This window comes from Microbispora sp. NBC_01389, assembly GCF_045040095.1.
Taxonomy (GTDB): Bacteria; Actinomycetota; Actinomycetes; order Streptosporangiales; family Streptosporangiaceae; genus Microbispora.
On record NZ_CP109552.1, the window covers coordinates 1,066,306 to 1,082,499 of the forward strand.

6 protein-coding genes are annotated in these 16,194 nt (G+C 65.4%); 2 read left to right on the forward strand and 4 right to left on the reverse strand.

Going from position 1 to position 16,194, the window contains the following annotated elements; translation table 11 throughout:
• Positions 1–133 precede the first annotated feature (133 nt).
• Both OG344_RS04895 and OG344_RS04900 read left to right on the forward strand, forming a co-directional pair.
• Positions 134–859, forward strand: coding sequence for an XRE family transcriptional regulator (locus OG344_RS04895; RefSeq protein WP_405087155.1), 726 nt, complete (start codon positions 134–136; stop codon positions 857–859).
• A 476-nt stretch (positions 860–1,335) separates the two neighbouring features.
• Positions 1,336–3,441, forward strand: a complete 2,106-nt coding sequence (locus tag OG344_RS04900) for a DUF262 domain-containing protein (RefSeq protein ID WP_405087156.1) — start codon at positions 1,336–1,338, stop codon at positions 3,439–3,441.
• On the opposite strand, the gene OG344_RS04905 is transcribed toward OG344_RS04900, so the two are convergent.
• From OG344_RS04905 to OG344_RS04920, 4 genes are all read right to left on the reverse strand, one after another.
• Complete coding sequence (locus tag OG344_RS04905; RefSeq protein WP_405087157.1) at positions 3,420–4,292, reverse strand: abortive infection family protein; 873 nt, start codon at positions 4,290–4,292, stop codon at positions 3,420–3,422. The genes OG344_RS04900 and OG344_RS04905 overlap by 22 nt on opposite strands.
• Positions 4,289–9,214 carry a DEAD/DEAH box helicase gene (locus tag OG344_RS04910; protein ID WP_405087158.1) on the reverse strand — a complete coding sequence of 1,642 codons (4,926 nt, stop codon included), beginning with the start codon at positions 9,212–9,214 and terminating at the stop codon, positions 4,289–4,291. Before OG344_RS04910 ends, OG344_RS04905 begins: the two co-directional genes overlap by 4 nt.
• 123 nt (positions 9,215–9,337) lie before the next feature.
• Positions 9,338–13,171 (reverse strand): Eco57I restriction-modification methylase domain-containing protein, encoded by a 3,834-nt coding sequence (locus OG344_RS04915; RefSeq protein WP_405087159.1) that lies wholly within the window; start codon positions 13,169–13,171, stop codon positions 9,338–9,340.
• A gap of 2 nt (positions 13,172–13,173) precedes the next feature.
• The gene (locus tag OG344_RS04920) at positions 13,174–16,116 is read right to left on the reverse strand and encodes a helicase-related protein (RefSeq protein WP_405087160.1); all 2,943 of its coding nucleotides are present in this window, start codon (positions 16,114–16,116) and stop codon (positions 13,174–13,176) included.
• Positions 16,117–16,194 lie beyond the last annotated feature (78 nt).

Consider the following 16,194-nt stretch of genomic DNA (forward strand, 5'->3'; position numbering starts at 1 on the left):
GCGCGTTCGTCGCGCCCGTGCCGAACGAGCTTCCGTCGAGGGCAAGGAATCTCTACACCGCGACTAAGGGACGTCTAGGGACGTCTCGTGTTAACGTCGCAGGCAGAGCCGCCGCCTCAGGAGGTGCACCCACGTGAGCGACACCCTGCGCCATGCCCTTGCCCGGGCCAGACTCGGAACCGTCGACGTCGCCGCCGCCCTTGAAGTGGACCCCAAGACGGTCGACCGCTGGCTCAAGGGCCGCATCCCCTACCCGCGCCACCGCTGGGCGCTCGCCGACATGCTGGAACTCGACGAAGGCGACCTCTGGCCCGGCGTCGCCCAACCGCGGCGAACCATCTCCCACGAAGTGAAGGCCGTCTACCCCCACCGCTGGGCCGTACCGCAGACCATCTGGCGGCGGCTCTTCCAGGGCGCGAGTCGCGAGATCGACATCCTGACCTACAGCAGCCTGTTCCTCGCCGAGGACACCGGCATGATCCGCCTCCTGGGCAGCCAAGCCCGCGCAGGCGTGAAGGTCCGCATCCTTCTCGGCGCCCCCGACAGCCCCGAGGTGGCCGCACGAGGAGACGAAGAAGGCATCGGAGCAGACGTCATGGCCGCCCGAGTACGGAACGCCCTCATGCTGTACCGGCCGCTACAGGAGATCGACGGCGTAGAGACCCGCCTCCACCGCACGATCCTCTACAACTCGATCTACCGAGCCGATGACGAACTGCTCGTGAACGTCCACGCCTATGGCACCGCGGCGGCCCAAGCCCCTGTGCTGTACCTGACGGCCACCAAGGACGAGGACAGCACAGCCGTCTACCTCACCAGCCTCGAACGCGTCTGGACCACAGCCGAACCACTCAGATGACGACCCGTCTCGCGACCGGAAGCAACTTTTCTTCTCGCTATTAAAGCGGCCCGCTGCGCGGCCCGCCGGGCGCGCTGGTCGGCAAGCGTGCCCGGCTGCGGCTCTTCGGCCGGTCCGGGCACGCACCGTCCGCGAGCCCGAAAGGCCGGCAGAAGCCGTACTTAACACCGTGGCGATCGCACACTTCGGGGTCTCATCAGACGTGGTCGGGGCGATCGGCTGCCGCGGCCCTCCTTCGTCGGGCCTTGCCATCGGATGACCTGCGTTGATATGGGGAGCCCTACGGGGCTTGGAACCCCGCCCACCCGGTGCGACAGCAGGGTGCCCGCGCTGGCCTCAACGGGAAATTAACTTCCAGCGCAACTCAGCCGGCCCAACGGAGATCGCGAAAGATCGAGACTAAAAAACCGAGGGACGGCCTTGAACTCCTGAATTAAGGTTAAAGATCAGCTACCCCCTTCGAGTTGCAGGTGATCATGACCACGATGCTCTTCAGCGACTCCGGCTACTCGGTAGGTCATCTGATGGAGGCCATAGAGCGCGGAGATATCGCACTACCTGACATCCAACGGCCCTTCGTCTGGCAGGCCACCAAGGTCCGCTCGCTCTTCGACTCGATGTACAAGGGGTTCCCTGTCGGCTTCCTGCTGTTTTGGGAGACCGACGCCGATCCGGGGGCACGGCAGATCGGCACCGGCACCGTCGTCCCGCGCTACCTGATCGTCGATGGACAGCAGCGATTGACCTCGCTGTACGCCGTCATGAAGGGCACAGAGGTCCTCCGCGAGGACTACTCCAAGACCCGGATCCGCATCGCCTTTCGTCCTGCGGACGAGACATTCGCGGTCACCGACGCGGCGATCGAGAAGGACCCCGAGTTCATCCCAGACATCAGCGTCCTGTGGGCTCCGGGCAACTTCCGTCAGTCCGTCCGGGACTTCCTCAACCGTTTGAGCGCTAGGCGTGAAGTCGATCAGGTGGAGCGGGACCGCCTGGCCGATGTCCTCGACCGGCTGCGAGACCTGAACAGCTACCCATTCAAGGTGATGGAGCTGACGCGCGCGGTCGACGAGGAGCGGGTGGCTGAGATCTTCGTACGCATCAACAGCGAGGGCGTGACCCTGAACCAGGCCGACTTCATCCTCACACTGATGAGCGTGTTCTGGGAGAAGGGCCGCCGCGAGCTCGAAGACTTCTGCCGGGAGGCCAAGACTCCCAAGCTGAACACCGCTTCCCCCTTCAACTGGTACCTTCAGCCACAGCCACCGCAGCTTCTCCGCGTCACCGTCGCTCTCGCTTTCCGACGTGCAGTTCTGAAAAACGTCTACACCCTGCTCCGCGGCCGGGACCTGGAGTCGGGAGACGCCTCCCCGCAGATCAGAGAGGCCCAGTTCGCCAAGCTCGAAGAGGCGCAGGCCCACGTCCTCGATCTCACTCACTGGCACGAATTTCTTCTCTGCCTGGAGCGGGCCGGGTTCCGCAGCAGCAAGATGATCACCAGTGACAACGTGATCCTGTTCACCTACGCAATGTGGCTCTTCGGCAAGGTCCACTATGCCGTGCCGCTCCCCCGGCTTCGCGAGGTCATCGCACGGTGGTTCTTCATGACGCACACCACCAGCCGCTACTCGGGCGCATTCGAAAGCCAGGCCGAGCGCGACTTCACCATCTTGAACGCCATCCCGCAGGGAGACGCTCAGGGATTCTGTGATGCGCTAGACAGCCTGATCAACGACACGCTGACCGGCGACTTCTGGAGCATCACGCTGCCCAATGGCCTGGCGACATCGGCGGCGAAGTCACCCGCGCTGATGGCGTACATCGCGGCACTCAACATCCACGACGCTCCCGCACTCCTGTCCCATGTACGGGTCCGTGCCCGGCTGGATCCCGCCGTCATCGCGAGGAAGGGAATCGAACGGCACCATCTGTTCCCCCGCAAGTATCTTCGCAACACACTCAAGATCACAGAGACCAGCAAGATCAATCAGATCGCCAATATGGCACTAGTCGAGTGGTTCACCAATATCGCCATCTCCGACAAGGCGCCCGCCGAGTACTGGCCGGATGAGACCTCCGAAGCGAACCTGCCCCCTGCCGAGCTGGCGAAGCACACCTACCTGCACGCCCTTCCGAAGCAGTGGCACGAGCTGGACTATCCCTCATTCCTCGCGGCACGCCGACAGCTGATGGCCCAGGTCACTAAAGACGCATTCAACCTGCTCAGAGACCAGTCCTACCAGCCCGACTACCCCACTCCCGGCAGCCCCCCTTCCCCCCATCTCGCCTTCGGGGTCAGGCTCTCCGATCTCATCGACATCGGCCTCCTGGATGTCGGCACCACCCTCGTGGACTTGCAGCGTGGAACGGAGGCGACAGCAGTTGTCACCTCAGAGGGCAGGATCGAACTCGATGGTGAGACGTTCGATACGCCCACTGAGGCTGCGCGCGCCGTGCCCGGCGTGCAGAATCGCAACGGCTGGGAGTTCTGGTATGCCGACACCGAGAACGGCGTGAAGCTACTCGCCGACCTCCGAGAAGAATTCGTCCAGCAGACCGCTCAGTCCGAGCCGTCGGAATGACCGGCTGGCAGCGGCCCAGTGGTCTCACCGAGCGAGTCGAGCATGTACGCGCACCAGGCGATAGCGGCGCGTACAGCGAGGCGGCTGTCTCTGGCCTCGATGCCGGTCACGGCGGTCAAGCCGCCGTGACCGTCGCCCGCCTTGTTTCGCAAGGTGCCGATTTTAAGCGCGATATCCTGTAGGTCATCCAAAATGACGCGGATCAGAGGCGACTTCACGGCGTCCGCCTGATTTGGGTGCACACCGAGCGCCTCCATCGCGCCCTTGACCAGCGTCGGCACGATCAGATTGCTTCCGACGGGCTGTCCTTTCTGTGCCAGGACTGCCTTGGCCGTGGCCTCGATCAAGTTCTTGGCCTTACCGATCGCCAGGCTGGGATCGTCGTCCAGCGACCGTTCCAGACGCGCCAGCTCGACGCGTATCGCCGACGCGTCGAGGAGGACGGCTCCGGCAACCGCGCCGAGTGCGCGGATCGCGGCCAACGGGTCGCCGATCGAATCCAGCGGAAACCCGTCGGCGGCCAGGCAGTGGCGAAGCCGTACCAGTCGGCTCTTGTTCGCTGAAGGCGCCAATTCGTAGATTTCAGCCAGTGCCGCGGTCGCGCGCAACACGGCGCTCACCACCTGCGGGTCGCCGAGATCGAGGTTGCGAAGCGTCCGCGACACGTGGCTCGGCGTACTAGGAACGATCAGCCTTCCCTCGTGCTGAGTGGCCGGTCTCCTCTCCAATTTGATGCCAACCGCAGCGAACGCACGTTCCGCGTCACCAGTGGAGCGCGCAATGTCCGCGATCGCACCGATGGAATCGTTACTGAGCAAAGGACGACCCGCCTGCGCCACGACACTCATCATTCCTTTACAAGATGCGCGGCGATCGCTGTCGCACATCGTTGCGCGTCGCGTACGATCTCGCCTCCCCAGAACGACAGGACAGTCCAGCCTGCTGCTTCCATCGCACTTCGCTTGGCTCGGTCGGCGGCCTGACGCTCCGCCGAATGATGGTGCTTCCACCCGTCGCAGAACACAGCGACCCGCTGGTCCGGCCAGGCGAAATCGGCGACCGTGACGGGACGGGGGTTGCCGTCGGTCGAACCGCGATCGCCCCACTCATACTGCGCATGCCCCCGGGGAACGCCGGCGGTCATGAGCGCGATGGCCAGCCGCCGCTCAATGGCCGAACGCGGACGCCCGACGAAGACATCCGAGTAAGTAGGGACCCGGCGGCCGGAAACGTCAGGAGCACCGGCGAAGTGCCGGAGGAAGTCCGCGGCCACACGTCGATCCAGGAGGTCCTCTTCCAGTTGATTACCGTACGAGCGCAGGCAGGCGTAGCAGGACCGCTCACACGAGCAGCCGTCAAGGACAGGGACGAGCACCTGCGCCACTTCACCGAAGCGCTCGGCGAGCTGACGGAGGTATCCGGCGCCGCCCGGCACCTCCTCATAGAGGACCGCGAGGCGCAGCGAGGCATCGTCGCTCTCCGGATCCGGCCGGGGCCAGTCGAACCCGGCGACCTCGTCCTCCCCCGCCTGGAGGATCACGCGGCAGCCTAGGTCGAGGGCGGCGCGGATGCTCGCGAGGAACTCCTCCAGCCGATTCTGTGGGATATCGAGCTCTTCCAGGTCGGGCAGGATCTGCAGGCAGTCGACACGCCGGTCGACCTGGAGGACACTCGGCTCCAGGCGCTGATTCTGGCACATCGCATCATGCAACTTGATCCGGTTCTTCTGAGCCTGAGTGGGCCTGGGCCCAGGGATGGCGTCGAACCAGAGGCCGCAGCCGGTGCAGATGATGAAGCGCTCGCTGTCCCGGTGGTCCTTGGCCAGCCGGCCGCGGTTGAGAATGGTCAGGTCTGCGCCTCGCTCCCAATGGAGCACCAGTCCGGGCCGCTCGAAGAGCCAGGTCTCAGCGGTGTTGGGAGCGCCGAGGTGGTGGCTGACGTCGAACGGTGAGCGTGCGCGATGCTCCTCGTCGGCGGTGATGCGCTGACGGCGGACGGCCCGCATCGCGCGCATGGGAACGCTGAGTTGAGGATTCAGGTCGTCACTGTTGCACGACAGGCAGTGGGCGTCGGTAGGGGCGTTCACCGTGTCACAACGGGCGCAGAGGTTGACGAATTCGAGAGCGCCGACCCCTTCCGAGTTGACGAGGTTGGCACGATGGAAGTCCACCTGGTCGACCAGCCACTTGGCGCCCCTGGCGTACACGAGCTGTCCAGGGGCATAGTCCTTGAGCGCCTGGACCGAATCCTGTGCGAGCTCGGTCGCCTCCCGCTCCAGCGACAGGGACGTGGTGTCTGTGGGGAACGCGTAGGACGGCAGGAATCCCACGTTGCCGAGGTAGGACAGCACGTAGGCACGGGTCCTGTCCGTCCGGCGCATCGCCTCCAGGCTGGCACTGATGCTCATGACCGCCCTGGCCGCGTCCTTGTGGCCGGCGCGGCTGGTTGCCTGCGTCCACTCCTCTAGCAGGGTCTTCTGCCGGATCCGGTACGGCTCGACCGCCTTATCGAGGTCGGCGACCCATGAGTCGACGACGGATCTGGCCCACTCCTCCGTCAGCCATGGCAGCTCATCGTCTCGCAGCCCGAGCCGGAAAGTGCTGTGGACGCGGGCGGCGATCTCCGCGGCGTCTCGGGTGAGGGCGCCCTGGACTTGCTCGACTCCTTGCAGGGTACCCGCGTGATCGGTAGTGACCAGGTCCTGCATCCAGATGGGGAGGTCTTCACTGCAGAGCTCCAGAGCCATGGCCCGGGCGTGCCGGGTGATGACACGTTGGTTGTCCAGCAGGAAGGCAGGCGGGCGGATGGCACCTCTGATCATCTCGACCGGACGCGCGTAGTAGTAGCTGTCGTGCGGCATCCCGCCCGCGAACGTGACGATCAGCGCGACACGTTCCTCGCGGCGACCGGCGCGCCCGGCACGCTGGGCGTAGTTGCTCGGCCTCGGGGGGACGTTGCGCAGGATCACAGCGAGAAGCTGCCCGAGGTCAACTCCCAGTTCCAAGGTCATCGTGCAGACGAGCAGGTTAAGGTCCCCGTTCTTGAACTGCTCTTCGATCTGCTCGCGCCGCTCCAGCGGCACCTGACCGGAGTGCTCCTCCGCCTTCACCACCAGAGGCGCGACAGCGTTGACCAGCAGTCGCTCATGGTCGGAGTCGTCGCCGTGCCAGGGTTCCGGCTTCCCCTTGCAGTTGAAGGTGGTGCAGCGGTTCCGCGGCGACGGGCCGGGATGCACCACTCGACAGGCTCGGCAGCGGTAGAGGACCTCGCCGGGATTGCGGATTTCGATCTCCTGCGGCGCCACCTGGCGCAGCAGGACCTTCGCCCTGCCAGTTCCCACGTGGGTGTCGGTGAGCAGGCCGTGACGGGCGAGCAGCTCCACTGCGGCGCGCATGGCCCGTTCCTGGTCGTCGCCGCCGAGGAGCGCCGGGAAGGCGAGCTTGAGGATGCGTACGGCGGAGCCCTTGTATCCCAGGCTCAGGATGTCGGATCCCGGCGGCTTGACCGCGGTCTCGCCGAGGCCGGTGACCGCACCGGCCCCGTGCAGGGTCGCCCCCGCCTCTATTAGTTCGGCCTCGATCTTCGCGTCCAGGCGGGTGCGGAGCAGTTCGTGTCCCACTCCTCCCCGGGTCCTGACCAGATCGAGGACCCGGGCGAGCATCCACTTGATGGCGGAGGTGTCCGGGCCCAGCAGCTTGATGAGCGGTCCCAGGTCAATCTCAGAGAGACGTTCCAGAGCGGGGTAACCGATGGTGATGACACCGAGCCGTTCCAACGACGGCGGCCGTCGCTCATTGCTGGCGATCTCCCCGAGCACGTCCCATTCACAAACCCGCAGGGCGCGCTGGCGGGCGTCGGCTCCGGCCGGGTCGGCGTAGAGTCCGGTTTCCTGGCCGCGCCGGAAGACGTCCTGCACCAGGCCGTTGAAGCTCGGCGACGGCTGGCCGGCGTTCACACGGGCGCGAACGCTCTCCACGATCATGCGGCGGACCCGTACAGCGCGGGACCTGTCACGCGTATATCCGGCCTGGAAGGCCGTGTCCTGACGGGAGTCGGCGAACACCAAGAGCCGCCGCAGCATGTCGTCTTCGCTCTGCTCGGCCAGGCCGGTGTGCAGGCTGAACGCCGCCGCGGTGACGGCCGCAGCGGTCCGGGCGGTGAACCCCTGGACGGCTCCGCCGTTCGGTCGGCCATAGCCGCACACGGGGCATCGGGTCAAGGGACGCCCTGGGTCGGCTACCGCTACGAACACCGCACGGGTCGCGGCTCCACAGCCGAGACAGATGGGACCGCCGGCGCTCGCGCCGCAGACGGTGCACCGGCAGTCCGGGTACCAGGTCCGGCTACGCGGACTGGGCTCCTCCATCGGGTCGTCTGTGATCAGGCGGCGCGCGACGTACCGGACCGGGGCCCCTTCCGGATCGTCACTCTCAAGATCGTAGTCCTGGCCGCACCCGAGACATACCCCGAGGGCAGTGGTGGCCTTGGCATCGCAGGCAGAGCAGGTGGTCGCCCCGTCGAGCAGCAGATGTTCCCCTTCTCCCGTGCACCGCACAGGGTTGGGCAGCCCGCGCAGGAACAGGTGGACCTTGGCCTCGAGGACGGGAGGTCCGGCGAGCGAGTGCGTCCCCGCGCCGAGCAGCAGCCAGCCCGCAACCTCGTCGTGCAGCGCAGCGAGGTCCGCACCCGAACGGTGCGGCAGTTTGGCGAACGCCTCGACCAACTCGGCAATCGTCCGCGGCTCGGACAACTCGGCACGAAGGAAGTCCAAGACCGGGCTCCGCTCCGGATCCCCGAGGATCTCCCGTAGCCGAGCCACGTCACCGCCGTCGGCGAGCGCCTCCCGGAGCAGTTGGCGATTGGGAGCGGTTCCGATAGTGCCAAGGTCGGGGATGGGATGCGGGACCGCCGTCTCCTCGACGATCGCATCCACATCGAAGGCAGAAGCGAAGAGCCGGGTCGCGAAGTCAGCCGTCCTCCGCAGGTCCGCCTCGTGGTCGCCCCCGGCGCTGACGGTCGCGGAAAGCCCGACACAGACCAGGCCGGAAGCATCGACGTGCCCGCGCAGGCGGCGGACAAGCCCCGCGATCTCTGTGCCCAGCGCGCCCTGGTAGGTGTGCACCTCGTCGAGGACCAGGTAGCGCAAGACGCCGTCGCCGAAGAGCTTCCGGTCGTCTCTCCGGGTCAGGATGTACTCCAACATGGAGTAGTTGGTCAACAGAATGTCCGGCGGGTTGTCCTGAAGCCGATTGCGCTCATGCTGCGGGGTGGCGCCGGTGTAGACGCCATAGCTGAGGCCGAGCGCCTGGCAAGCCACCGCGACGCGATCCTGCTGGTCGTTGACGAGCGCGTTCATGGGGTAGAGCAGGATGGCCTTCACCCCGCGCGCATAACGGTTGGCGAAGGCGTGCGCGACGACGGGGATCAGGAACGCCTCGGTCTTGCCGGAGCCGGTGCCGGTCGCCACCAAGGTGTTCTGACCCCGGTGGAGCCGCGTGACGGCCGCGACCTGGTGAGTGAAGAGCCGCTCGACCCTCGGGAAGGCGCTGACGATCTGGGCAGGGAGGCCGATCCGGCCGGCCAGCTCCCCAAGGGGCGCGTCGAGCTGGAACCGAGGCTGCACCGAGAGGTACGGCCCGCGCCACAGCAACGCCTGCTCGTCGACCAACCGGTCGAACTGTGCCCTGAGGCTAGGGTCCGCGATCGGATAGGTGGTCCACGTGAAGCGCCGGTAGTCGTCACGCAACCGCTCGGCCAGCTCCAGCGGGTTCATACCGGGCGCCTCCATCGGCTTTCGTCGAACTGATCGCCATGCAGGTAAACCCCTATGACAGGGCTTCCCGAACGATCAATGTAACTTATGTCACCAACAAATCAGCCCGGAACGAAGGACTCATCAAGGGGCCAGACTGACGAAATGCCTTCGGACGAGGTTCTTGTAGTCGTTATCGGGACGGACCGGGCTGCCCTCGCTGTCGGCGCTCTGCTTGAAGTCAGCGAGGATCAGCTCCAAGTGATCCGCCGATAGCCCATAGAGGTGCGCCACCCGAGCGTCCAGCTCGGCCCGTAGCTCCCGCTCCTCCGCCTTGCTCAGAGGTGTGCACTCGACGCCAAGCACCTCGGCCAGCTCGTCGAACTCCGGCGCGCGACAGGTCAGCCGAGCGGAAAGCCGTACGATTTCAGCTCCTGATCCATGATCGAGCGGAACGTCGGCAATAGGAACCGTCGCCATGATCGACTTACTCACGTTAGTCGAGATCTTGCGCCTTACAACAAAGTCTAGAACCATACTGTTCAATAGTCCCACGATGAAGGCCATAGCAGAAGAACCAAGTATGGTGCGATAGCCGTTTGCCGCGAAATCAAATTCCGATCGATAGAAGAAATGCATCTCCGTCAAGGCAGTTCGCGGGGGGAGTATCGCAGAAATCAGCGTGCGCTCATCTGTGGCGCGAGCTTTGCGACGGAGACACGGGCGGAACTGGTATGCGGGGATCTCGAGCACGTTGGTGCGAAGTTCCGCCTCACATAGAGGCCGTTCCCCAACTGGGCGCTTGAGCGAATGAATATCCTTTTTCTTTGCCCTTTTTCTGGCTCGATTAACCAACATTCCCTCTCCCACATCCTCCTTCAGATGGTAAATGGGATCAGAAAAGTTATGTACATATTGATGGACATTTTTTCCGTCACGCAATGGCATGCCGAGACCATCTTCAGCGAAACCAGCGCGATCGTCGTCAAGATGAAGCTCTCGTCCCCAGTCGATCCGCCACCTGCCCGAAACCATGTCGTCCAGCAAGTACGGCTTGTCCTTATAGATCGTAGTTAGTAGATCAAGCAAAGCACGATCACGGGTATCCGGGATAGCAAGGGTCTCGGGGGCAAGAGCTTGGATGGTCTCACGCGGGATAAGCAGGGTACGACGGTCAAGGTCTAGCAGGTGCTCCAGCAGAGAGACGCCACTAGTGAATGGCAGCGGGTCCGTTGCCCCTCCCTTCCTGGCGACCAGGAGCAGGAACTGCTCACTGCGGTGAATTGGAAAGATGCCATTGACGTTGTCGCAGAGCACGAACTGCTCCACGGTACTACGCTCAAGCAGCTCTTTGCGGTGCTCTGCGGTAGCAGCGTCGGATACTACTCCTGAATCAATGACCAACCCGATCCGACCATTGGGTGCGAGCAGGGCCAGTTCCCGCTCCAGAAAGGTCCGATAGTAGTTGAACGTTGTCCCGTGGGAGTACAGCATCCGATAGACGCCGGACTTCCCGATGAAATTCTTCACCCCGGACAGGTGAAGATTGGCCTGCTCGGCCGCGGCCCTCACCTCTGGACGCTCGTAGAGCTCCGCCTGCCGCGCCTCCTTTTCCTCCTTCTTCTTGAGGAGCGAATATGAAGGGTCGAATCGGCCGTAGAACTCAGCGGCCTTGAATGTGATGCCCTCCCACGGAGGGTTGCCGATCATAACGTCGAAGCCAGCGTCGGCTCGCCTCCTGCCCTCGCTGTCGAAGAAGACCTCAGGAAACTCGATCTCCCAGTGAAAAGGCCGGACCTGCTTCCGGATCCGCTGGGTCACCCCCTGCAGGTGCGGAGATAGCTCCTTACCTCCCTTGATGTCCTTTCGGCCGTTCCGCCACTGGGCGCTGTTACCCCTGAGCCGTTCCTCGAAGAACGGGGCGACCCACCAATCTCCGAGCTCCCGGAGTCGAGTGAAGTCATCGCCCTTCAGCAGGCGGGTGAAGCGCTGTTCCTTGGCCCGGATCTGGAGCCGGTCGTCTGAGGGGTCCGTGGCGAGGCTCCGCCGTACCCGAGTCACCATGGCAAGGTCGGGTTCCGGCATATCGAACAGCGTTCCCTGGAGGTCGTTCTCCGGCGTGGCGCCCACCTTTCCCTCGCGTCCGCCCTGCGCCAGCGCTGGGACGCCTTCCCAGCTGTCAAAGCTCGCACCGACGACGGCATTACCGCACCGCAGGTGAGCGTCGAGGAAGGAGAGCGGCTTGCCGGCGGCGGCCGTGGCCAGCCAGAGGGAGACCTTGGCCAGCTCCACCGCCATCGGGTTGAGATCGACACCGTAGATGCAGCGTTCGACGATGAGACGTCGGTAGGCGGCCCGCTGGGTGTCGTCCAACTTGTGGTCGAGGAGCTCGCCCTCGCGCGCCAGGGCCTCGCCGTACGCCTCGGTGAGCCGGTGCACGGCGGGCACCAGGAACGCGCCGGAGCCCATCGCGGGGTCGCAGACCCGCAGATTGAGGATCTGCTCGGGGGTGGCGTTCTCGGTGAGCGGACGCAGCGTCTCGCCGACCACAAAGTGAGCCAGGGGGCGGGCGGTGTAGTAGGAGCCGGATCCTTTCCGCTGCCCCGTCGCCTCAAAGAGATAGAAGGTGCCCGCCTCGTAGTCCTCCAGCGTCTCGGCGCCCTCGGGGAGCCGATCGGCGTCGAGGACCTGGAAGACGGCCGCCTGGCCGCGACCGATCCGAGCGAGCACCTTTGGCGCATCGGCGATCTGCGGCTCGAAGGAGAGTAGGCCCTCGTAGATGCTGCCGAGCTGTTCAACGCCGAGCTCCCGGTAATTGACGGGGCGGCGTCCCATGATCTGGTTTGCTTTGGTGCTCTTGATCGGCTCGGTGAAGGAAAGGGCGTCGATGACGTCCCGGACGAAGGCGTCGCCGACGGTTAGGGCCGGGTGGTCGAGCAGGGGGCATTTCGCTGGGTCGAAGAGCCCTCCGTCGAAGGCCGTGATCTGGAGCTCTCCGGCCTCGGCGCCGTCGCGGAGCATGGCCCACTGGGCACGAAGGGTGCTCCACAGGTATCCCCCGTCGGGGGTCCACACGGAGGCGGGGTCAATGATCTGCTTGCGGAGACCGCGCAGGGAGTACCCCTGATCGTAGGCCGGGGTCCCGACTGGGAGCAGGCCTCGGTCCTCCGCGTACGCGACGAACAGCAACCGGTAGGCGATCTTGAGTGCGTCGGCGAAGAGTTCGCGAGGCGCCGGAACCGGCTCGCCACGGCTACGCCAGTCGGCGAGCGCACCGTTCGCGATGGCTCTCAGGGCCTTTCGCACGCCTCCCGACAAGTTCTCGCTGACCGAGGTCGCGGCATCGGCGCTGGCCGTCTCGACCCTGTCCCACAGTGACTGCCCGTTGTCATCCGGTATGAAGGCCTCGGGACGGAGCAGCGCCCACAAGACCCGCCACTCGTGGTCGTCGCCTAACTCCGCGAGCCCGGCGAGATCGACGGCGAGATAACTTGCCTCTCCTCCGAGCCCAGGGTCACGCCGAATCACCCGCAGCTCGGACCCGTTGCTGAGCAGAACGGCGGGCAATGTCCCCTCACGGGCGCACACCTCGGCCTGACGCTGCGGGCGCAGCTTTCCCGCACGCCGTCCACTGGGGGCGGCATCGAGATGCTGCCCCGGGGGCGTAATCAGCACCCACACCAGGTCGTCCGTCTCCGCCTCTGCCCTCGCGATTACCGGGTCGTCAACTCCGGGAAGGGTTGCGGGAAACCGCCAGCCGAACGAGCCGAGCCAGGTGAGCATGTGCTTGCGGGTCTGGCCTGTTGTACTGGTCTCGTCGATGTCGGCGACCAGGCGACGGAGCTCCCGTCGCGCCTGCCGGATGCCCGCTTCAGCGTCCTCCGACCCGATTCGGCCACGCTGCTCACGGAGGAAGAGGCCGGGATCAGACAGGTAGTAGGTGGACAGGGTCGTGCCGGCGACCGTGATGTTCAGCATGCTCAGGCCTCCACACACACGATGCAGCCCACCGGTTCGGCCGGGTCCACGTCGGCGACCGCGAATCCGCGGGACAGCGCTTGACGACGGCGGTCGAACTCGGCATCGACCATGGCCTTGGCCTCCTCTAGGGAGTGGAATCCCCCGTGGCCGAGATCGGCGAAGAGACCGAACTGCACCATGTCGCCGAAATTGGAGGCGAACCTGCGCTCAGCCTCCGCGAGCTCGGCCTGATGCCAGCGGTCCATGTCGACCTTGAGGCGATCGGCCTCCGCTGAGAGCTGCCTCCGGACGTGCACCACCCGCTGGATGAGCCGGCGGGTCGCCTCCTGCTGGGCGAGCGCCGTGGCGGTCTCGAAGCCCGCCGAGAACTTCCGCCGAGCCTTCTCCACGGCCTCGCTCCTTCCGGAGACACCACGCTGTCGCAGCCGTTGGAGGTCGAGCTTTTCGTCCTGGCTCGGCGCGGCAGGGTCGCCGTCGGCCGCCAGCGGGACGAAGACCGGGATGAGCGGCTCTTCCAGGATTCTCCGCTCGTCAGAGACGATCCTGCCGACGAAGGTGAAGAGCCATCCTTCGTCTCCTGCGGTTGGACGTACCACGACCCGGTCGGAGGCCTGCTCGTCGTAAAGCCGGGTGCGGACACGTTGGAGCACTGCCCGGACGAGGGGGTGAACCGGGGTGAGGAAGGCGATCCCGCGGTTGGCCGGGTCAAGAGCCACGGCACGGCTGAAGGTCGCCTGGAATGGCTCCGCCGAAACCTGAGGGTACTGGCTGAGGAGCGGACCGGGGTTGATCTCGATCATGTCTCCGGTGCCGGATACCCTGCCGCTGCTCTGCTGGACCACGGAGGTGACCAGCCGCCGGAACTCCTCGAAGTCCGGGAGCAGCCAGTGCGCCTGCTCACGAGCAGCAGTGGTGTCCGCCTCCGCTTCCTTCTCATTGCGCATGCCCTGCATGAGGACGAGTGCACCGGTGCGTTCCAGGTAGTCGCGCACCTGCTGGGCGACCCGTTCGAGCCGCTCCTCTAGCTCCTGGTCGGAGAGGTCTTCAAGCAGGCCGTCGATGATCTCGTTGCGACCGCCGATGCCGAGCACGTCGCTGCTGGAACCGAGCTGCTTGGAGATCACCGCGAGCTTCTGGCGCAATCGCTGCAGGATCTCCTCGTCCCGAGTGTCACTCAAGTAGAGGTAGCTGATCTCCACAATATTGAGCTGGCCGTACCGGTCGACACGTCCGTTGCGCTGCTCCAGGCGGTTGGGGTTCCATGGGAGCTCGTAGTGGACCACGACGTGGCAGGCGTCCTGGAGGTTGAGCCCCTCCCCCGCCGCGTCGGTGGCCAGGAGGATGGCGCCGGGGGTGGCGGCGAATCGCTCAAGCACCGCCCGCCGCTTCGCCAGCGAGACCTGCCCGTCGATACGCAGCACCGGTCCGAGCCCGAGGTTCGCCTCCAGATAGTCCAGGGTGTCGCGATACTCGGTGAAGATGATGACCCGTTCACCGCGACGCCCCGCGCGAAAACCCTCCAGCCAGCCGCGGAGCCGAGTGAGTTTGCTGTCGTCCCCCGGCGTCAGCGCTTCGACCACCTGCAGGAGGGTCGCGACGAGACGGCGCTCTTCCTGAAGGTCCTCTTCCGGGAGGTGTGCTGCCACGCCTTCGAGGGCGATCTCTTCGGCCGTGTCGAGCTCGACCTCTGGAAGAACCGTATCGCCGCGATATTGCTGCAACGCGTCCCGCCGCCTGCGCCCTATGTGCTCGATAGCAGGCACGCCCATGCTCTGTGCGCGGCGGCGCAGGCTCTGGCGCAGGGCATACGGGCTGGAGAGCGCCCGCTTGCGCAGCACTTCCAGGGCGAACGCCTGAACATAGTAGGAATCCTTGCCGCGAAGCGCCCGCAGCACGCGCTTGCTATGGCCACGAAGCCGCTGATGGATCTCCTTCTCCCTGCCGGTGGGAGTGACCTCGATCGGCTGCGGTGGGTGCCGGCGGCTGATCGGCTGCGGCGGGTTGCCTCGGGCGACGTCGTCCTTGAGTCGACGCACGATGTAGGGACGGACCAACTCCGGGTCAAGGCGGCCGTCGTCGGTCGCTAGGTGCGGGGACAGCAGTTGCACGAGGCTGGCGAACGACTCCTGGTAGCCATTGTGCGGCGTTGCGGACAGCAGCAGCAGTTCCCGGCTGTGGTCCGCAAGTGTGCGCGCAAGACGGCTCCGGTCCGTGGCCGATGAACGGCCCTCTCCCCCGTAGGCACGAGCCACGTGATGCGCCTCGTCGATGATCACCACATCGAACGGTGGGGCGGCCTGAATCGCAGTGAGGTGGTTCTTCAGATAGTCAATCGAGGAGACCGCGTACGGCACGGCCGTCCATGGGCTAACCGTGGTGGGATTGTCGCGGCGCAGCTCCAGCCACTTCTTGCTGTCGACCTTGGAGAAGTCCAGGTTGAAGCGGAACCGCATCTCGTCGACCCACTGATCCTGCAATCCCGCCGGACAGGCGATGAGGACCCGGTCCGCACGGCCACGTCGGGCAAGCTCCAGCAAGACGAGGCCGGCCTCGATGGTCTTGCCAAGACCGACATCGTCGGCGATCAGCAGCCGCGCTTTCGGGTGACGTAAGCCCGCCAGGACCGGGACGAGCTGGTAGGGCTCCACATCGATGCGTCCGTGCTCAACGGCGAGGAGGTCGCCCCTTCCATGCGCCATAGTGAGCGCGAGGGCGTCGTGCAACTCGGCGAGCCGCACCGGGTTGCCCACTTCGAAGCGGAGGCGGGTCGCTGTTTGCATCTTCAGGGTGGGCTCGGCTTTGGCCAGCACGGTGAGGCGGCGCGGGCCGGGGCGGTCGTCGGCGCGACGGAGATCTAAGAAGGTTTCGGCGCCACCTCCCCGGACCCCTTCGACCTCCCACAATCGATCCCGGAGCCGCACCCGCATCCCGCGTTCGAACATGCTCGCGTGCTCTCCCCACTTGTCATAATCGCCGGAGGTCAGGCTATCGGCAACCGTCCTACGCGGGGACTGCTCAGT